The organism is Lactococcus sp. FSL K6-0773, assembly GCF_038006485.1.
Taxonomy (GTDB): domain Bacteria; phylum Bacillota; class Bacilli; order Lactobacillales; family Streptococcaceae; genus Lactococcus; species Lactococcus lactis.
The window spans coordinates 1,151,996-1,172,901 of sequence record NZ_JBBOVF010000001.1 but is presented as its reverse complement, the minus strand read 5'-3'; the positions used below and the strand labels follow the sequence as shown (position 1 = coordinate 1,172,901).

Below are 20,906 nucleotides of genomic sequence, written 5' to 3'. Positions count from 1 at the left end.
GAGTTATCTTATTTAACATTACTTATTAATTTTCTGAAAAATCACACTAAATATTGGTATATTTTTTTTAAAAGATATATAATAAAAGAAAACGTTTTCTTTTGCGATTCTACACTATTTTTAGAGAATTAAGGAGTAAAAATGCTCACCAATAATTTTTCAATTGAACCTTACGGAAAAAAAGCTTACCATACAGGGATAGCAGTTCCAGTTTTTTCACTAAGAACTGAAAACTCAAGTGGGGTAGGGCAATTTTCAGATTTGAAAGAGTTAGCCGATTTTGCCCACCGTTCTGGGATGGACATCATTCAATTATTACCAATTAATGATACCAGTACTTTTATGGACTGGCGTGATTCATATCCTTATCGTGCCATTTCTGTTTTTGCATTGCATCCAATTTATTTAGATATTCACATCTTTTGGGATTCTTACACAAAAATTCAACAAGAAAAGCTTCTCATCGCGGAATTAGAATTAAATGCTTTAGAAAAAATAGATTATGAAAAAGCATTAGCCTTAAAATGGGAATATGCTGAAATTATTTATCAAAACTCAGCTCATAAATTTAAAGCAAGCAAAGATTATCAGCAATTTTATCAGCAAAATGAGGATTGGTTAAAGGCCTATGCGGCATTTTCGTATTTAAGAGATATCAATCAAAGTGCTAATTTTATGAATTGGGGAAAGTATGCCACTTATAGTGAAGATTTCTTTGAAAAGTTAACTTCAGAAAGTAATCAATTGGATTTGTATATCTTTGTGCAATACCTTTTGCATTATCAACTTTCAGAAGCCGTTGACTATTGTCATCAATTAGGAATTGCACTAAAAGGAGATATCGCAATTGGAATTGCTCATGATTCCGTAGACGCTTGGACTCATCCAGAACTTTTTCATCTTGATAAACAAGCTGGCGCTCCTCCTGATATTTTTGCTGTAAATGGACAAAATTGGGGCTTTCCAACCTACAATTGGAAAAAAATGGCCGAAGATGGTTATGCATGGTGGAAAAAACGGTTAACAGCCATGTCTAATTATTTTGATGCTTATCGGCTGGACCATATTCTTGGTTTCTTTAGAATATGGCAGATGCCAGAGGATTCCGTAAGAGGTTTATTGGGCCAATTTTCACCAGCTATTGCCTTGTCAGCAGAAGAAATTGAAAATAGCTATGGTATTCCATTAAGGCAATGGGGCCTCGAGCGGTTTATTAATCCTTTCATCAAGGATTGGGTAATTGATGAAATTTTTGGCCGAGATAATCGAGATTGGATTATTCAAACATTTCTGGATTATATAGGTAATGGAAATTATACATTTCAAAATGAGTATAATAACCAGAAAAAAGTAGAAAAAGCTCAATTAGAAGATTGGGTGCGAGAAGGACTTTATAAATTACATGAAAATATAATATTATTAAAAGATGATGAGAATCCAGAGAAATATCATCCACGTATTTCTTTAATACAAACAATCAGCTTTCGAGAATTTGGTGATGACTATAAAGGACGGCTTGAAAAACTTTATAATGACTATTTTTATGGAAGGAATTATGAATTTTGGAAAGAAAAGGCCTATGAAAAATTACCAGTTTTAAAAGATGCTACGAATATGTTGGCTTGTGGTGAAGATTTAGGAATGGTTCCCGCCAATGTACCAGATGTCATGAATCATCTTAATATTCTACGTTTGATAATTGAGAGAATGCCTTCAGATAATCGATTTGTCAGTCCTTTAAACGAAGTTCCCTATTTATCGGTCCTAACGACTTCAAGTCACGATACAAGTCCACTAAGAGCTTGGTGGGAAGAAAATCATGAGGAAATTCAACGTTACTACAATGAAGTCATGGGTTGGTATGGCGAAGCTCCTTATTATGCAAGTGCAGAAATTATCCAAGAGATAGTTAAAAGGCATTTAAACTCCAATGCGATGATGGTTATCTTACCTATTCAAGATTGGTTAGCAATGAGTGAACAATTGCGAAAAGAAGATGCAAAATCCGAACAAATTAATATTCCAGCAAATCCATACCATTACTGGAATTACCGATTGCATTGTCAACTTGAAACATTGATTGATAATCAGGATTGGACTGAATTTTTAAAGAAATTTATCAAAGAAAGTAAAAGAGCCTATTAAATTTCAAAGTAAATCATTTTGAATTAGAAAGTATAAATTATAAAATAATAATAAATATGTAAAAAAACAAAAATTTTGTGAAAAAAATGGAGGTTTCATTATGGCAATTGAAATGCTTGGTCTTATTCTTGCTGGTGGTCAAGGGACGCGTTTAGGTAAATTGACAAAAGATGTTGCAAAACCTGCTGTTCCTTTTGGAGGTCGTTATCGTATCATTGATTTTGCCTTATCAAATTGTGCAAATTCCAATGTAAAAAATGTTGGCGTCATTACTCAGTATCAACCTTTAACTCTAAATGCTCATATTGGAAATGGAGCACCATGGGGGTTAAATGGAATCAATAGTGGAGTCACTATTCTCCAACCCTATTCTTCACAAGAAGGTTCTAAATGGTTTGAAGGAACCTCTCACGCTGTTTATCAAAATATCTCTTATATTGACCAGCAAAATCCAGAATATGTTCTCATTCTCTCGGGAGATCATATTTATAAAATGGATTATGAAGCCATGTTAGAAAGCCATAAAGAACGTGAAGCTAGTTTAACAGTTTCGGTGATGGAAGTTCCGCTTGAAGAAGCAAGCCGTTTTGGAATCATGAATACCGATGATAATGACCGAATTATTGAATTTGAAGAAAAACCTAAAGAACCAAAATCAAACCTTGCTTCAATGGGAATCTATATTTTCAATTGGAAAAGGCTTCGCGAAGTTCTTGTGAACGGTTACTCGAAAGGAAATCCAATGGAAGATTTCGGTGGGGATGTTATCCCGGCTTATATTGAAGCTGGAGAAAATGTGTTTGCTTACCGCTTTAAGGGATATTGGAAAGACGTTGGGACCATTGATTCTCTTCATCAATCCAGTATGGAATTTCTTGATTTAAATAATGAATTAAATATTACAGATAAATCTTGGCGAATTTATTCACATAATGATATTTCAGCTCCACAGTTTATCACAGAAAAATCCAATGTAAAAAATGCACTTGTTGGTGATGGCTGTTACGTTGATGGAACAGTTCTTCATTCAATCCTTTCACAGAATGTCCATGTTCAAGAAGGAACAGTGATTGAGGACAGTTTCATTATGTCTGGGACATTTATTGGGGAAAACGTTACAATCAAAAATGCAATCATTGGTGAAAATGCAAAAATTGGTGATAATGTAGAAATAATCGGTGAAAATGAAGTCGCAGTGATTGGTCACGGAGAAATTAAAGGAGAAAATAAAAATGAACAATAGTAATAAAATGGCAGCAATCCTCTCAAATATTTCTTCAAGCAAACACTTAAGCCCCTTAACAGAGGTTCGTCCGATTGCTACTCTTCCTTTTGATTGTAAATATCGTTTGATTGATTTTCCATTGTCATCATTATCAAATGCCCATATAGATAATATTTTTATGACCTTTAATGAAGGAGAAACGCAATCTGTTTTTGACCATCTAGGTTCAGGTGGCGAATGGGGCTTGGATGGCTTTAATAGTCGTTACTTTGTCTATATTCAACAAGATTTTGACCGTTTAAGGGAACAAGGTAAGGATTATTTTGCTCAACAGTTAAATTTTTTGCGTAAATCTAAAGCACCATATACAGTTCTTTTGGGCAGTAAATTTATTTGTAATGTCGATTTAACGGCTGTTCTTAAAATACATAAATTGGCAGGTAAGGAAATAACCACCGTTTATAAAAAAGTTTCTCCAGATTTAGCAAGTGAATATGATACAATTCTTCGTTTTGATGAATCAGGGAAAATGAGTAACTGTTATGTTAATCAATTAGAAAATCCCCAAGAAAAAGAAGCCCTTTGTTTGAATCTCTTTATCGTGAACACCGATTGGTTGATTAATTTTATAAAAGAGATGCAAGATATAGGAGAATTGACTTCAATTGCCCGTCTCATTCGTGTTTATATGAAGAACTATGATGTGAATACTTATGAATACACAGGTTATATGAGTAATATCACTAATATTAAGTCATTTTATGATGCCAATATGGTCATGCTCGACCCCCAAAATTTTACCTCTCTTTTATATAGTAGCCAACCTGTTTATACTAAGATTAAGAATGAAGTTCCCACTTATTTTTCTGAGAATAGTAAAGTGGAGAATAGTCAATTAGGTTCTGGTTGTATTATCAATGGTAAAGTAAAAAATTCTCTCATTTCTCGTGGAGTTAAGATTCAAGATGATGCCTTAATTGAAGAATCATTAGTTTTTACCAACTCTGAAGTTAAAAGTGGCGCTCAAGTTAAATTTGCCATCATTGATAAAGGAGTGGTTGTCGAAAATAATGTCAAAATTATTGGTAGTTCAGAAAAACCAGTAGTGATTCCTAAAGGAACAGTTGTGACCGCAGATATCTTATAGAAGACAAATGACGCTGATAATATTTATCGGCGTTCTTGAATAAAATTCAAAAAAAGAATTATATTTTAAAGAGGAAATGAAAGAGAGAAAAATGAAAGTTTTATTTGCATCGAGTGAATGTGCCCCCTTTTTTAAGACGGGAGGACTTGGAGATGTAGCTGGAGCACTGCCCAAAGAATTGGCTAAAAAAAGTGAAATAGATTCAGTTGCTGTGATCCTTCCTTATTTTAAGAATGAAATGAAAGAAGAATATCGTTCACTTTTAAAAGATGAATTTTATGATTTTGTTGATGTTGGTTGGCGGCACGAATATGTTGGAGTTAAAAGTCTAGAAAAAGAGGGTGTGAAGTATTATTTTCTAGATAATGAACATTATTTTGGTAGGGGGCAACTCTATGGTTATGGCGATGATGGAGAGCGCTTTGCCTTTTTTGACTTGGCTCTTTGCCAACTCTTAGAAAAGTTAGATTTCATTCCAGATGTTTTGCATGTCAATGATTGGCAGACTGCAATGGTTCCCTTTTTACTTAAAGAAAAATACAACTGGATTAAGGCCTATGAAAAAATTAAAACAGTACTGACCATTCATAATATTGAATTTCAAGGCTTGATGCATGGAGATGCTTTAAGTGAGCTTTTTGGTATGGGAATGGAGCGCTATTTTGAAGGAGTGGTCCGTCATAATGGTATGCTAAATATGTTAAAAACAGGAATTTTATATGCGGATCGGGTTAATACAGTTTCGCCAACTTACGCTAAGGAAATCCAGACCTCAGAATTTGGTTGTGGTTTAGAATCGATTTTGCAATATGTAGATGGAAAAGTTTCTGGAATTTTAAATGGGATAGATTATGATATTTATAATCCCGAAAATGATATATTAATTCCTTACCATTTCAGCGAGGAAGAGCTTTCTGGTAAAGGTCAAATGAAAGCAGAGCTCCAAAAGCGAACAGGATTACCATTGAATCCAAATGTTCCATTGATTGGGATGGTTTCCCGTTTAACGAATCAAAAAGGATTTGATTTAGTTTTGAGTCAGTTGGAAAAAGTATTGGAAGAAAATGTGCAAATTGTCCTATTAGGAACAGGTTTCCCTGAAATTGAAGAAGGTTTTAGATATTTTTCTCAAAAATATCCAGATAAGTTGTCAGCAAATATTGCATTTGACATTCAATTTGCACAGGAAATTTATGCTGGTTCTGATTTCTTCTTGATGCCATCTGCTTTTGAACCTTGTGGCCTATCACAGATGATTGCAATGAGATATGGAACTTTACCAATCGTTCATGAAATTGGTGGTTTGAAAGATACTGTGATTCCATTTAATCCTATTAGCAAAGAAGGAACAGGATTTGGTTTTGTTGATTTTGAAGGACAGATTTTAGTGGAGACGATTAATCGTGCACTTGAAGTTTATGGAAAAGAACCAGAAGTCTTAAATAAAATGGTTTTATCAGCAATGAGTAAAGATTTTTCTTGGGGAACGAAGGCTCAGCAATACATTGAACTCTATCAAGAATTATAAAACCTCGCAAGCGGTTGCGCTTGTGATTAAATTGTGGTAGAATTCATTTTAAAATAAAAGATGTTTGAGAATAATAAAGGAGCGACGATTGAAACTTTCTAAAAAACAATTTAAGCAAGATTTCGAAGAGCGTCTAACTTCAAAATTTGCGACTGACCTGACAAAAGCAGGTTATCAAGAAATTTATGATGCATTGGCATCTGTTGTGAAACATTACTATGCTAATATTTGGGTAGCCGATAATCAATATAAGGATGAAACTGGAAAAAAACAAGCATATTATTTTTCGATTGAATTTTTACCAGGAAAAATGCTTAAATCAAATTTACTTAACTTGGGTATTTTAAATACCGTTCGAGAAGGGTTAAATGATTTTGGAATTGAACTGGATGAGGTTGCTAAGATAGAACCAGATATGGCCATTGGAAATGGAGGTTTGGGGCGCTTAGCTAGCTGTTTCATGGATTCTTTAGCTTCAACGGGGCTTCCAGGAAATGGAAATGGCATTCGCTATCGGTATGGATTATTCAAACAAAAAATAGTAGATGGTTACCAAGTAGAATTACCTGATTCTTGGCTAAATAATGGGAATCCTTGGGAAGTACGTAGAGCAGACAAAGCAGTTGAAGTAACATTTGGTGGTGAAGTTTGGTTAGAAGATGATGGAAAAGGAAATCTTATTCCTCATTATAAGGACCAGGAACGTGTTCTAGCTGTTCCATATGATACGCCCATGGTTGGTTTTGAAAATACAACGGTCAATAATATGTGTCTGTGGCGCTCAGAAGTGCCAGAGGAATTAGACCCTAAATTTCAAAATTTGGATTATATGCGACAAACTTCGATGCTCTCTGCTGAACTTTATCCAGATGATTCTAATTATGATGGGCGACTTTTACGTTTGAAGCAAGAATATTTCTTTGTTTCTGCTGGACTTCAACGAATTTTGCATCACTATAAAGGAACACAAAAAAAAGATATTCGAAAAATTGGGGATTATATTGCTGTCCATATTAATGATACGCATCCTGCACTTTGTGTTCCAGAATTCATGCGCCTTTTAGTTGATGAATATGGTGTGGGCTGGAATCGAGCTTGGGATACAACCCTTAAGGTAATGTCTTATACCAATCATACAATTTTATCGGAAGCTTTGGAAAAGTGGCCAGAAGAGATGATTAAACAACTTTTGCCCCGAATTTATCAAATTATTGTGGAAATTGACCGGAGACGTACGGCTGAGTTGCTTCCTAAGGTGGGTGCAACGCTGGTGCATAATACGAGAATTATCAAAGATGGACAAATTCATATGGCCAACTTGTCAATCATTGGTTCACATTCAACCAATGGCGTAGCCAAATTGCATTCTGATTTATTAAAGGATGTTGAACTTCATGATTTCTATGAAATTTATCCTGAACGTTTTAATAATAAGACAAATGGAATTGCTGACCGTCGTTGGATTCAGATTGCAAATGAACGCTTGTCTGGAATTATTGATGAAACAATTGGTAAATCATGGCGTCATGATTTAGATGAATTGAAGCTGCTGAAAAATTTTAAAAATGATGAAAAAACACTTGAACAACTTCAAAAAGCTAAATTTGATGACAAGCTACGATTGGCTGCGGTGATTAAAGAACAAAAAGGAATTACGGTTAATCCTGATGCGATTTTTGATGTTCAAGTAAAACGGCTGCATGCTTATAAGCGACAATTGTTAAATGCTTTGCATATTCTAAAATTATATTTTGATTTGAAAGATAATCCGGAATTAGATAGGATTCCTCGAGTATTTATTTTCGGGGCAAAAGCGGCTCCTTCATATCATTATGCTAAATCTATCATTAAAGTAATTAACGAAATAGCAAATATGATTAATAATGATCAAACGATTAAGGATAAACTCAAAGTTGTCTTTATGGAAAATTATAATGTAAGTTTGGCGGAAGTGATTATCCCAGCAGCCAATGTTGGAGAACAAATTTCTTTGGCCTCTAAAGAAGCATCTGGAACTTCAAATATGAAGTTTATGCTAAATGGTGCTTTAACCATTGGAACACTTGATGGCGCAAATATTGAAATTTTTGAAGCCGCAGGGGATGGAAATAATTTTGTTTTTGGGCTGACTAAGGATGAAGTTTATGAATATTATCGCAATGGTAATTATAATGCGCGTGATATTTATGAGCAAAATCCAGTAGTTAATCGAATTTTGAATGCCTTAATTGATGGAACGGTGCCAAATATTAAAAGTGAAGGTCGTGAAATTTTTGATTCGCTCACCGTCTATAATGATGAATATTTTGTACTTCGTGATTTTAATGATTATGTTCGGGCACAAGCTGAACTTGAAAAACTTTACCGTGACCAAAAAGCATGGACTCAAGCAAGTTTAATGAATATTGCCAATGTGGGACGTTTTAGTTCTGACCGAACAGTTAGGGAATATGCTGATGACATTTGGTATATAAAGGCTAAAAAAGAATGAAGAAATTTACTGACAGAAATTTTTGTTACTGACAGAGTAAATTTTAGGAGCCTTTAGCCTTAAGTGTTAATAAAGGAAATGAGAATTAGATGTATTATTATAATCCGTGGAATTTAGATTATAAACAACCTTTTGGGGCCATCAAGGTTGGAAACTCAATGAGCTTGAGATTTGCAACTGACCAACCTTCTGTACTTGTGACATGTGTAATTCGACGTGATTTTGGAAAACGTTATGAATTTTCTATGACCAAAGATTCAGGCGGAGATTTTAGACTTACCATTCCTTTTGATGAAGAGCCAGGACTTTATTTTTATCATTTTGAAATAGTCGAGTCTTCGGATTTGGGAGAAACTAGGCGATTTTATGGTTGTTCTGGCATAGGAGGAGAGGGGCTTCTATATACTGATGAAAATGATGTTAAACCTTATCAGCTGACTGTATTTGAAAAAGAAGATCAAGCTCCCAGCTGGTATCGTGAAGCAGTTTTCTATCAAATTTTCCCAGATCGTTTCTATAATGGAAATGAAAATGGTCAAATCAATCACCCAAAACCCAATTCATTTATCTATGGAAGAAAAACGGATAATCCTTTCTATGTTAAAGAAGAAAATGGTGATATTGCACGTTGGGATTTTTTCGGTGGAAATTTAAGAGGAATTATTAAAAAAATTCCCTACTTAAAAGAACTGGGAATCAATGCGATTTATCTTAATCCAATTTTTTCTGGTACAAGTAACCATCGCTATGATACGAATGATTACCTAAAAATTGATTCAATGCTAGGTAGGCAGGAAGATTTTGAAGAATTGATTCAGTTGCTTCATCAAGAAAAAATGCATTTGATTTTGGATGGTGTTTTTTCTCATGTAGGAAAAAACTCGCTTTATTTCAATATTAATGGTGATTATGGCGATGATGAGGGAGCAGCAAAAAATCCTGATTCACCTTATTTTGATTGGTTTAAATTTGAAAATTATCCTTTTGAGTATAAATCTTGGTGGGGAATTAAAGATTTACCTGAAATAGACAAAGATAATGATTCTTTTCGCAATTTTATTTATGGTGAGAAAAATTCTGTTTTAGCTAAATGGAATGCCTTGGGTATTGATGGTTGGCGTCTGGATGTTGCTGATGAACTCCCTGATTCATTTATTAAAGGAATTCGAGAAAATCTTGACTCTTATTCAGATAAGATATTGATTGGTGAAATTTGGGAAGATGCTTCCAACAAAATTTCTTATGGAAAAAGAAGAAATTATATTCTTGGTGGAAGTTTGCAAGCTGCTATGAATTATCCGTTTCGTGATTTAATTATTAATTTATTAAATGGTCATCGTTCTAGTCAAGATGTCGCTCATCAATTGATGACTTTGCAAGAGAATTATCCTAAAGATATTTTTTATAATAATTTAAACAATCTAGGGACTCATGATACTGAACGAATTTTGACAATGGTTGGAGAAAAGAATTTGTCAGTAGCGTTAGCAATGCTTTTTGTATTACCAGGAATTCCTTGTATTTACTATGGAGATGAAGCAGGATTGTCAGGTGGCAAAGACCCTGAGAATCGTAAATATTTTCCTTGGGATAACATTTCACCCAATGTTTACAATGTTTATAAAAGTTGGACGCAAAAACGTCTGTCAGAAAATAGCTTGAAATATGGAGAGTTTTCAACTTTTTTTACTGACAGGTTGTTAGGAATATTGCGATATACAGATTCAGAAGTTTTTGTTGAACTCATTAATCCGAGTGAAGATGAGCTTAATATAGAAGTTCAAGAAATTACTTTTTTACAAAATCTGAAATTCTTACCAGAATTAAAAAAATTACTGACAGAAAAAGTGATTAGTGGAAAAACAAATTTAGAATTAAAGATGAAAATTTAAAACTTGCTGATGCAAGTTTTTTTACTGACAGATTTATTTGTCAGTAAAAAATGATAAAAACTATATTTTTTAGCTAAATCTTATTTTAGAAAAGAAGAAAATATAAATAAATATCTATGAAATTTTGTTATTGTCCCTCTTTTTCCCGCGTTTTTCAAAGAATCTGTATAGGCAAAATTGTTTGACAACTTGACAAGTTGTATAGAAAACTTTATAATATAATCTATGTAAAACTTAAACAAAACAGAAAAAACATTTTTCGGTCAACCTCGCGGCCTATTGACGCTTTTTCAGACTGAGTTCTGGGAGCGTTTTTCTTACTATGGGATGCGTGCCATTCTGGTTTATTACCTCTATGCATTGACAACTGCTGACAACGCAGGTTTAGGACTTCCTAAAGCTCAAGCAATGGCGATTGTAAGTATCTATGGTGCACTTGTCTATCTTTCAACAATTGTTGGAGGGTGGGTTGCTGACCGCTTGTTGGGCGCTTCGCGCACAATCTTCCTTGGTGGAATTTTAATCACTTTGGGACACATCGCTTTAGCAACACCATTTGGTTTATCTTCACTGTTCGTGGCATTATTCTTAATTATCTTGGGAACAGGGATGCTTAAACCGAATATTTCAAATATGGTTGGACATCTTTATTCTAAAGATGACTCACGTCGTGACACTGGATTCAATATCTTTGTTGTCGGAATTAACATGGGTTCTCTGATTGCTCCATTGATTGTTGGGACAGTTGGACAAGGCGTGAATTATCACTTAGGATTCTCACTTGCAGCTATCGGTATGATTTTTGCATTATTTGCTTATTGGTATGGACGTCTTCGTCACTTCCCAGAAATTGGACGCGAGCCTTCAAATCCAATGGATTCAAAAGCAAGACGTAATTTTCTTATTACATTGACAATTGTTGTTATTGTCGCAATTATTGGTTTCTTCTTACTTTATCAAGCAAGTCCAGCTAATTTCATTAATAACTTCATTAATGTTTTATCAATTATCGGTATTGTTGTTCCAATTATTTATTTCGTAATGATGTTTACCTCTAAAAAGGTAGAATCAGATGAACGTCGTAAATTAACAGCATATATTCCTTTGTTCCTTTCTGCTATTGTCTTTTGGGCAATTGAAGAACAAAGTTCTACAATTATTGCGGTTTGGGGAGAATCACGTTCTAATTTGGACCCAACTTGGTTTGGAATTACTTTCCATATTGACCCTTCTTGGTATCAATTATTGAACCCGCTCTTCATCGTTCTCTTGTCACCTATCTTTATTCGTCTTTGGAATAAATTGGGTGAACGTCAACCTTCAACAATTGTAAAATTTGGTCTTGGTTTGATGTTGACAGGGATTTCTTATTTGATTATGACACTTCCAGGTCTCTTGAACGGAACTTCAGGTCGTGCAAGTGCTCTTTGGTTAGTATTGATGTTTGCTGTCCAAATGGCAGGTGAATTACTTGTTTCACCAGTTGGATTATCAGTTTCAACAAAATTAGCTCCAGTTGCTTTCCAATCACAAATGATGGCGATGTGGTTCTTGGCAGATTCAACTTCACAAGCAATCAATGCTCAAATTACACCACTCTTTAAAGCAGCAACAGAAGTTCACTTCTTTGCGATTACTGGTATTATTGGTATTATCGTGGGAATTATCCTCCTTATTGTCAAAAAACCTATTTTGAAATTAATGGGAGATGTTCGTTAATTAGTAATTAATAAAACCTATCTTTAATGATAGGTTTTTTGTATTTTAAAAACTATAGAAGTGTCTGAAAAGTTACACTTGTTAAAAGTCTTTTACAAATCAATCGTTTTTATCTGCGCTTACATTATGATAAAATATAGTGTAACGTGATTTTAAATTATTTGCAGATGTTAGTGCCTTTGGTTAAAAGGCCAAAGACATTCACAAATGCTAAAATAAAGTATGGAATCACTTATTTACAAATAAAACTTATAGAGGATAGAGGTGAGAAGCAAAGCTATTTTTATTCGAAAACTCGCAGTTACTCTGTTATTAAAAATATAAAATTCAAAGTAAGGATACTCAAGCACGGTCATCCATTAAAAGTGGTTGACTAAGAAATATGAGTTTACTAAAAACTTTGAACATTTTGTGTTTGAAAAGATACTGAGAAGAGGCCTGTAGAAAAAATAATTATTGTTTTTCTGTTGCTAAATTAATAAATAAATTGATAAGAAATAGTGAAAAGTTATAGATTTACGATTAGAACTGATATTTTTAATTATTAATTATTATTGAAAAATCTTGTTAACTTTAAAAATTCTCTTATTTTATTTATTAATAAAATAAATATTTTTATTAAACCAAGGACCAAAGCTAGTCTTAGATAAAAATATTTTTAAAATTAGTCTATATCTATTTGATATATAGTAAATAAAAAATAAGGAGATAAACAATGTTTACCATTGAAACTCTCGCACGCTTTCAGTTTGCGATGACGACAATCTTCCACTTTTTCTTTGTACCACTTTCTGTCGGAATGGTTCTCATGACAGCAATCATGGAAACTATCTATGTGAAAACTGGTGATGAAAAATGGAAAAAACGGACGAAATTTTTTGGATCAATTATGCTCTTATCCTTTGCAGTAGGGGTCGTAACTGGTATTATCCAAGAATTTCAATTTGGAATGAACTGGTCAGATTATTCTCGCTATGTTGGTGATATATTTGGCGCGCCTTTAGCCGTTGAGGCCTTACTTGCCTTCTTCTTGGAATCTACATTCCTTGGAGTATGGATGTTTGGTTGGGATAAATTGGGTAAGAAATTGCACAATGCAACACTTTGGATTGTATTTGTTGGGACCTTCTTATCATCTTTATGGATTTTAGCGGCAAACTCATGGATGCAAAATCCAGTGGGATATGAAGTTAAAGGTGGACGAGCAACATTAACAAGTTTCTCTGCCCTTTTGACAAATCCTCAAACTATTTTGGAATTTAGCCACGTGGCAACAGGTTTCCTTGTAACTGGTGGTTTTGTGGTTGCTGGTATTTCAGCTTATCAAATTCTTAAAAATCGTGAAATTGATATGTTTAAACCAGTTTTACGTTTAGGACTTTTAGTAGCTCTAATCGGTGCAGTTGGTAACTTTGTTGCTGGTGACCAACAAATGATTGAAGTTAAAAACTCTCAACCTATGAAATTTGCTGCAACTGAAGGGGTTTATGAAACAACACCTGACCCTGCGGCTTGGGATATGGTTGCCTTCTTTAATGAAGCTGACCACAAAGAAGTATTTGGAATTCAAATTCCTTATATGCTTTCAATTCTGACTTATCACCGTCCAAGCGGTTCGGTTGAAGGGATGAATGAAATTAACGCTCAACTTCAAAAGAAATATCCTGATGTAGCTAAAGAAATTGGCGGTAATTTCTTCCCACCAGTAACGGTTCTCTTCTGGACTTTCCGGATTATGGCCGGTCTATCAATGTTAATGATTTTACTTTCTGCTCTGGGGCTATTTTGGACTAGAAAGAAAAAACCAAGTCTATATGAAAATAAGTTTGGCTTACAAGTTTATCGTTGGATGCTATTTGCACCTTTCCTTGCGATTACCTCAGGTTGGTTAGTTACTGAACTTGGTCGTTATCCTTGGACCGTTTATGGTTTATTTACAATAAAAGATTCAGTTTCACCAAATGTTTCTGTCGGTTCACTTTTATTCTCAAATATCGTCTATTTCTTCCTTTTCTGTTTCCTTGGTGCTGTGATGGTTTACTTTACGCTTCAAAGAATGAAACAAGGAGTAGAAGGAGCGGAAACAGCTTATGTTTCTTTAGATTCATTTAGTCAAGAAAATTTTGCTTCTTCATCAAAAGAAGATAGTGAAATTCAAAAAGAAACTGATGAGAAAGGGGTGGATAAATAATGACTGGATTACAACTTTTTTGGTTTATTATTGTTGGAGTATTATTTAGTGGCTTTTTCTTCCTCGAAGGTTTTGACTACGGTGTAGGAATGAGTGCAATCACAATTGCCAAGGACAAACGTGAGGTTGAACAAGCTATCGGATCAATTGGCCCAGTTTGGGATTTGAATGAAGTTTGGTTATTAACTGCCGGTGGGGCAATGTTTGCTTCATTCCCTTATTGGTATGCTTCATTGTTCTCTGGTTTCTATCTTATTCTATTTTTGATTTTAGTAGGTTTGATTTTCCGGGGAGTAACATTTGAATTTCGTCATCACTCACATACGGAAAAAGGAAAAATGCTCTGGACAAAAGTTTTGGGCGTTGCAAGTTTTGCTATTCCATTTCTCTTTGGATTGATGTTTACAAGTATGATTCAAGGCGTTCCAATGGATGCTAAAGGAAATGTGACTGCTACTTTTACTACTTACGTTAACTTTTTGTCAGTCGTTGGTGGTGTTGCTGTAATGCTCTTAGCTTGGCTTCATGGCTTAAATTATTTAGCTTTGAAAACAGAGGGAGCTTTGCGTGAGAGAGCTGCAAAGATAGCTAATATCCTCTATTTTGTTCTTTATGCTGGTGAAGTTGTATTTGCTGTATTGCTAGCTATTTTCACTGATTTCTTTGAAAAACATTTTATTGGAACTTTAGTTTTACTTGCTTTGATTGTTATTCTAACTCTTGTGGCACATTTATCTGTTCGTGCAGGAAAAGAAATGTCTGCTTTCTTGGCTTCAGGTTTGACTTTCATTGCCCTTGTTGCATTGATTTTCCAAGGGATTTTCCCACGTGTAATGATTGCAACTAACCCTGCTCACAGTATTTTGATTAAAAATGCTAGTTCAACAGGCTATACTTTGAAAACAATGACGATCATTACTCTGGTTATCTTACCATTTGTACTCATCTATATGGGCTGGACCTATTTCATTTTCAGAAAAAGAATTAAAAAATAAAACATGAAAATAACTGGTTGAACCAGTTATTTTCAGATTAGTTTGTAAATTGATATAATTAATTAAGACAACTACATATTATGGTCAGGAAAATTTTTTCTGACCTAAATTTTTTAGAAAGGAACTGAGGAATTTTATTTTACTGACAGAAATTCTATGAGCAGATTTTAGAAACTGCCGACCTTGCTGATAAGTTCTGTCAGTTGAATGCGCCCAGAGGAAGTCATTCAATCGGTGAATGAAGGAACTATCAGCTTTGTTGGTAAGTTCTGTCAGTAAAATATTATCTCATCAGTAACTTTAAACATGATTGATAAATCTCTTTTTGAACTGCCAGGTGTAAGAAGAATGTTTCCGATATTGGGGATTCTGGCAGTTTTTCAATTCATTGCAATTGCCGGTCAAGCTTTATTTCTAGCTACTGCGATTACTAAGCTTTGGCAAGGACAATTATTTTCTCATACCATTCCTTGGGTTTTGGGCTTTTTTGCTTGCTTTTTGAGCCGTGAAATTATTAATTTTGGTCGTTCAAAGGCTCTGGATAAACTTGCTTACCAATTAGCAACAAAATTGCGGGGGGATATGTTGGATAAATTTTTCCGACTTGGTCCAGTTGCTATTGCTAATTTAGGCTCGGGCTCAGCTGCAACAACAGTAATCACAGGAATTGATCAGGTTGAAAATTATATTAAATTGGTCCTATCCAAAGTTTTAAATATGATGATCATCCCAATGTTAATTTTGATTCCAGTGTATTTTCTTGATTGGCAAAGTGGAATTGTGTTAACTTTGACATTTCCTTTTGCAATTATTTTTATGATTCTATTGGGATACGCAGCACAAGGACGTGCTGAACGTCAATATAAAACTTTCCAATATTTATCAAATCACTTTTTAGATTCATTGCGTGGAATTTCTACATTGAAATATTTTGGATTGTCTAAAGATTACTCAAATTCAATTTATAAAACTTCTGAAGACTTTCGTAAAGAAACGATGGGCGCATTGAGAATTGCTATGCTTTCAACCTTTGCCCTTGATTTTTTTGCAAGTCTTTCGGTTGCTGTTGTCGCACTTTTTTTGGGACTTCGGTTAATGAGCGGTGATATTTTACTTTTTCCAGCTTTAGCGGCTCTAATTTTAGCGCCAGAATATTTCCTTCCACTGCGTGATTTTGCAAGTGATTATCATGCGACGCTTAATGGAAAAAATGCTTTGGCAGCTGTTAATGAAGTTCTATCAACTGAGGAAAATACTTTGTCAGTACTTACAGAAAAAGTAACTTGGAGTGCAAATTCACAACTTCAACTGACAGAGTTAGGAAAAATTTATGACACAGGGCGTGGAATCTCAAATGTTATTCTGTCAGTAAATGGCTTTAAAAAAATTGCCATTGTCGGAAATTCAGGTTCTGGTAAATCAACATTGCTTTCAATGCTGGCTGGATTTCTAAAACCAACAGCTGGTGAAATTAAACTAAATGAGCAAAGTTTGACTTCTTTAACTGACGAAAACTATCGTCAGTCAGTTCAATTCATTCCACAAAAGACTTATATTTTTGCAGGAACTTTTCGTGAAAATTTAGCTTTTTACGAACCTGATTCTACTGATGACGAAATCAAAGCAGCAGCAAAACTTGCTGGTTTAGAAAGTCTTATCGATGAAATTGGTCTTGATGGACAAATTGGGGCCAGTGGCCGTACAATTTCAGGGGGACAGGCTCAACGTGTTGCATTAGCCAGAGCATTTTTAAGTCATACCCGCAATATTTTGTTTCTTGATGAACCGACAGCTCATCTGGACATTGAAACCGAATTAGAAATTAAAGCAAATATTTTACCTTTACTTGAAAATAAACTTGTTTTCATTGCTACTCATCGTCTTCATTGGCTTTCATCAATGGATTTGGTCATTGTATTAAACGAGGGACAGGTCGCAGGAATTGGAACTCCTGAACAACTATTATCTGAAAATACTTACTATCAAAAATTACTTAGTCAGATGCGTGGGGTTGATGATGACAAAAATTTATTAGACAATGAAACGAGCGAATCAGTAAAGGACCAAGAAGAAAAAGAATCTGAGAGGTCAAACTTTTCGTCAGTAAATGATAAATCTACTGACAGCTCTGTCAGCCAAGCTTCGTCAGATAATGGGGGTCAGAAATAATGAAATTAAAAAATATTTTGTTCGGTAATGACTGGATTTCTCCATTTTTGAAAAAAAATCGTTCAGGCTTTATTCTATCTATTTTCTTAGGAACGATTACAATTTCGATGGCGGGACTTTTGATGTTCAGCTCAGGATATGTCATTTCTAAATCAGCAACAAAACCAGAAAATATTTTAATGATTTATGTTCCAGTTCTCTTTGTACGTATTTTTGGGATTGGACGACCAGTGATGCATTATGTCGAAAGATTAACTTCTCATAATTGGATTTTAAAAATCACAAGTCTCTTACGAAAAAAACTCTATTTGCGACTGGAAAAAACGGCCGTTACATTAGCAGATCGTTACCGTTTAGGTGACTTATTGGGTGTTCTTAATGAAGATATTGGAAATCTACAAGACCTCTTTTTGAGAACATTATTTCCAGTTTTAATTGCTGGAAGTTTATCGATTGCTCTAATTATTGCTGGAGGATTTTTCTCACTTTGGTTTGCTTTAGGTTTAGCGCTCTTCTTAGGATTTTTGATTGTTATCTTGCCATTAATTTCTTTGAAATTTACAGTAAAATTAGATGAAGAACTCAAAATTTATCGCAATCAACTTTTTTCTCATTTGACAGATGATATTTTAGGATTACAAGATTGGGTGCTTTCAGGACGAAAAGAAGATTTTCTGACAGCTTATCGAGGTTCTGAATTATCTGCTAGAAAAATTCAAGCCAAACTATTAGCTTTCGGACGTAGAAGAAATTTATTTTTACAAGTTGTCTATGGCGCATTAGTGATCTATTTGATGATTTGGTCTTCTGGTGCCTTAAGATTGGGAGACGCGCCTAATTATATTGCGGCAGTTAGTCTTGCTGCCTTCCCTTTATTTGATGCTTTTTCTCCTTTGTCTGATGCGGTGGTTGAAACGCAACGTTATGGCGATTCAATCAATCGTTTAAATGACTTACCAGACCAAGACGAAGAAGTTAGGACTGAGGAAATTGTTTCTACAGATTTAGTCATCAATAATCTCCAATTTTCATTTGAAGAAAATAAAAAAATCTTTGATAATTTTAATTTAGAAGTTAAACAAGGAGAACATATCGCTCTATTGGGACGTTCAGGTGTGGGTAAATCAACACTTGCCGGATTAATCAGAGGAGATTTAGTTCCCCAAAGTGGAAGTATTCAATTTTCTGGTGTTGAGCCATCTAAAGCTAAAAATGTTGAAGAAAAAATTGGTGTCATTAATCAATCCCCTTATCTTTTTGCGACAAGCCTTCGTTCTAATTTGACTTTGGCGAAACTCAATGCCAGTGATGCTGAAATTTGGGAAGCTCTTGAATTAGTTGGCCTCCGTAAAATGGTTGAATCATTACCTCAAAAACTTCTGACACCAGTAGATGAAGCGGGAGAACGATTCTCTGGTGGAGAACGTCAACGCTTAGCCTTGGCACGGGTTCTTTTATCAGATGTTGATGTTGTAATTCTTGATGAACCAACTGTATCACTTGACCCAATCACAGAAAATCAACTCTTAAGTCTCTTTTTTGAACAGCTCCGTGATAAATCAATTATTTTTATTACTCATCATTTATTAGGTGTTCATCATATGGACCGAGTTCTATTTTTAGAAAATGGCTCGATTAAATTTGATGGGAAACCCGCGTCATTACTGGAGAATAATCCAACATTTAAGGAACTTTATCAACTTGATTTAGGAAATGAATAATATAAAAAATCAGTCTATGGGCTGATTTTTTTAATTTAGTTAGTTTTTGTGTTGACAAAACTAATTAAATGTTTTATAATCTTTTTTGTTAGGTAAATAAAAAATAAACTAACTAATTAATTTAAACTTTTCAAGAAATTAAAAGATAGTAAAGGAGAACCAATGATTAAGATGATAAAAATAATAATTCAAAAATTGAATTGGTTCATCAGACTTATTGAAGGCCCAGATGAACGACTAATCTATGCTTTTGATGACGAATTACAAAGAATTTGATATAAGGAGAATACATAATGTCAGAACAAACAAACAACTTATTGAATCTATTTTCAAAACTATTGCACAATCCAAACATCCTTTTTGCTTTAAGAGCAGATGGGATTTCAAAACAAATGAAAAATCGCGGTAACCGCAATGGAGCTCAAGGTTTACTCGTTGAATTATGGAATAAAGATGGTCTAACCAATGCAGAAATTGCCGAACTTCTTGATATTAAACCTTCAAGTGTAACAGCTCAGGTTAAACAATTAGAAGAAGCGGAAATGGTTATTCGTAAACAAGATGAGAATGATAAACGTGTCAGCCGCATTTTCTTGACTGATAAAGGTCGTGAAGCTCAAGAAACACGTGATACAATGCATAATGATATTTCAGAAACAATTTTTGGCAATCTAACAGATGAAGAACAAGAACAATTAGCCTTTCTAATGGAAAAATTAGTAGAAAATAACGACGCACGTAATGATCAAGATTTCCAACGAATGGCACAATTTTTCGGAAATCCATTTATGGAAAATATGATGAATGCTCATGACCGTCATGCATTTGGGAATCACATGCGCCGTGAAATGCAAAATTGGCAACGTGAAATGCGTCGTTCATCTCAAGAAATGAAACGTGGACAAAATCGTATGCGTCGTGACGAACGCTCACAAGCTCCGTTTGGTGAAGATTGGAAAGCCTTTGGTAAGCAGCTCAAAGATAGCTTTAGAAATAATTTTGGTGGAAGAGATCAAGCCGATTTTAATGAACATTGGGATCACTTTTCAGATGAAATGAAAAATCGTTTTGGTGATTTTGACGGAAACCGTCGTCCAGATTTTGATTCTAAACCAAAGACAGACAAAAATAAAGAACCTAAAAAACCAGAAAACTGGGATGATTTCTAAGGATTGAATAGATAAGGAGCGGAAAATGAGAACACTCATCGCTTACGCTGGTAAGACAGGAAATACTGCCAAGTGCGCTAGAAAGCTAGCGATACATTTAAATCAGGTCACACTTGTGGATTTAAATGCTGAAGTAGTAAATCCTAAAGATTTTGATGCTGTGATTGTTGCCAGCCCTGTTTATAGTCATAAATTTGAACGTTCAGTAGGCAGTTTCTTAAAAAAATATCAAGAAATTTTGCAAACGAAACCTTTTGCGGCATTCGTTACAATGGTTGAATATGATAGTTTTACGAAAGTGATTAAAAAAGAAATCGCCGAACCTTTGCGCAAAAAAGCTGTAGCTATAGCAAACTTTGGAGGTGAGGTAAATAATTTGACCCCTTTTAACTGGCACGATAAAATTATTGCAAAATCAATAATAAAGCTAGAGTCTAAAAAACACCCGATTGAGTTTTTACCAGAAGCTGAGAAACAGTTTGTGGCTCAATTAAACAAAGTAGAGTGGATTTAA

General features: G+C 34.4%; 13 protein-coding genes. All 13 read left to right on the top strand.

Annotation, left to right across the window (positions count from 1 at the left end; all coding sequences use genetic code 11):
- The first annotated feature begins 141 nt into the window (after positions 1–141).
- The 13 genes from MHB61_RS05505 (at position 142) to MHB61_RS05445 (ending at position 20,906) form a co-directional block, all read left to right on the top strand.
- Positions 142–2,145, top strand: a complete 2,004-nt coding sequence (locus tag MHB61_RS05505) for a 4-alpha-glucanotransferase (protein WP_012897405.1) — start codon at positions 142–144, stop codon at positions 2,143–2,145.
- A gap of 100 nt (positions 2,146–2,245) precedes the next feature.
- Positions 2,246–3,388 (top strand): glucose-1-phosphate adenylyltransferase, encoded by a 1,143-nt coding sequence (locus MHB61_RS05500; RefSeq protein ID WP_003129630.1) that lies wholly within the window; start codon positions 2,246–2,248, stop codon positions 3,386–3,388.
- Positions 3,378–4,517, top strand: coding sequence for a glucose-1-phosphate adenylyltransferase subunit GlgD (gene glgD, locus MHB61_RS05495; RefSeq protein ID WP_137016529.1), 1,140 nt, complete (start codon positions 3,378–3,380; stop codon positions 4,515–4,517). Before MHB61_RS05500 ends, glgD begins: the two co-directional genes overlap by 11 nt.
- Positions 4,518–4,608: 91 nt before the next feature.
- Complete coding sequence (gene glgA, locus MHB61_RS05490; protein ID WP_014570454.1) at positions 4,609–6,045, top strand: glycogen synthase GlgA; 1,437 nt, start codon at positions 4,609–4,611, stop codon at positions 6,043–6,045.
- 88 nt (positions 6,046–6,133) lie between these two features.
- A complete protein-coding gene (locus MHB61_RS05485) occupies positions 6,134–8,536 on the top strand; it encodes a glycogen/starch/alpha-glucan phosphorylase (RefSeq protein WP_003129635.1) in 2,403 nt (800 codons plus the stop codon).
- 89 nt (positions 8,537–8,625) lie between these two features.
- Complete coding sequence (locus MHB61_RS05480; protein WP_003129636.1) at positions 8,626–10,428, top strand: glycoside hydrolase family 13 protein; 1,803 nt, start codon at positions 8,626–8,628, stop codon at positions 10,426–10,428.
- Between the two features lie 279 nt (positions 10,429–10,707).
- Positions 10,708–12,147 (top strand): peptide MFS transporter, encoded by a 1,440-nt coding sequence (locus MHB61_RS05475; protein WP_249351785.1) that lies wholly within the window; start codon positions 10,708–10,710, stop codon positions 12,145–12,147.
- 715 nt (positions 12,148–12,862) lie between these two features.
- Positions 12,863–14,338, top strand: a complete 1,476-nt coding sequence (locus MHB61_RS05470; protein WP_010905520.1) for a cytochrome ubiquinol oxidase subunit I — start codon at positions 12,863–12,865, stop codon at positions 14,336–14,338.
- Positions 14,338–15,333, top strand: a complete 996-nt coding sequence (gene cydB, locus MHB61_RS05465; RefSeq protein WP_003129639.1) for a cytochrome d ubiquinol oxidase subunit II — start codon at positions 14,338–14,340, stop codon at positions 15,331–15,333. Before MHB61_RS05470 ends, cydB begins: the two co-directional genes overlap by 1 nt.
- A 306-nt stretch (positions 15,334–15,639) precedes the next feature.
- Positions 15,640–17,502 carry a thiol reductant ABC exporter subunit CydD gene (gene cydD, locus MHB61_RS05460; RefSeq protein ID WP_003129641.1) on the top strand — a complete coding sequence of 621 codons (1,863 nt, stop codon included), beginning with the start codon at positions 15,640–15,642 and terminating at the stop codon, positions 17,500–17,502.
- A complete protein-coding gene (gene cydC, locus MHB61_RS05455) occupies positions 17,502–19,223 on the top strand; it encodes a thiol reductant ABC exporter subunit CydC (RefSeq protein ID WP_003129642.1) in 1,722 nt (573 codons plus the stop codon). Before cydD ends, cydC begins: the two co-directional genes overlap by 1 nt.
- Before the next feature lie 293 nt (positions 19,224–19,516).
- Complete coding sequence (locus tag MHB61_RS05450; protein ID WP_003129644.1) at positions 19,517–20,392, top strand: MarR family winged helix-turn-helix transcriptional regulator; 876 nt, start codon at positions 19,517–19,519, stop codon at positions 20,390–20,392.
- A gap of 25 nt (positions 20,393–20,417) precedes the next feature.
- Positions 20,418–20,906: a flavodoxin domain-containing protein gene (locus tag MHB61_RS05445; RefSeq protein WP_003129646.1), complete on the top strand. Its 489-nt coding sequence runs from the start codon at positions 20,418–20,420 to the stop codon at positions 20,904–20,906.

Bases quoted from the DNA above. Each gene is read 5' to 3' on its own strand.
- glgA (WP_014570454.1), top strand. From the start codon at position 4,609: ATGAAAGTTTTATTTGCATCGAGTGAATGTGCCCCCTTTTTTAAGACG.
- cydD (WP_003129641.1), top strand. From the start codon at position 15,640: ATGATTGATAAATCTCTTTTTGAACTGCCAGGTGTAAGAAGAATGTTT.
- cydC (WP_003129642.1), top strand. From the start codon at position 17,502: ATGAAATTAAAAAATATTTTGTTCGGTAATGACTGGATTTCTCCATTT.
- MHB61_RS05445 (WP_003129646.1), top strand. From the start codon at position 20,418: ATGAGAACACTCATCGCTTACGCTGGTAAGACAGGAAATACTGCCAAG.
- MHB61_RS05500 (WP_003129630.1), top strand. From the start codon at position 2,246: ATGGCAATTGAAATGCTTGGTCTTATTCTTGCTGGTGGTCAAGGGACG.
- glgD (WP_137016529.1), top strand. From the start codon at position 3,378: ATGAACAATAGTAATAAAATGGCAGCAATCCTCTCAAATATTTCTTCA.
- MHB61_RS05480 (WP_003129636.1), top strand. From the start codon at position 8,626: ATGTATTATTATAATCCGTGGAATTTAGATTATAAACAACCTTTTGGG.
- MHB61_RS05450 (WP_003129644.1), top strand. From the start codon at position 19,517: ATGTCAGAACAAACAAACAACTTATTGAATCTATTTTCAAAACTATTG.
- cydB (WP_003129639.1), top strand. From the start codon at position 14,338: ATGACTGGATTACAACTTTTTTGGTTTATTATTGTTGGAGTATTATTT.
- MHB61_RS05470 (WP_010905520.1), top strand. From the start codon at position 12,863: ATGTTTACCATTGAAACTCTCGCACGCTTTCAGTTTGCGATGACGACA.
- MHB61_RS05505 (WP_012897405.1), top strand. From the start codon at position 142: ATGCTCACCAATAATTTTTCAATTGAACCTTACGGAAAAAAAGCTTAC.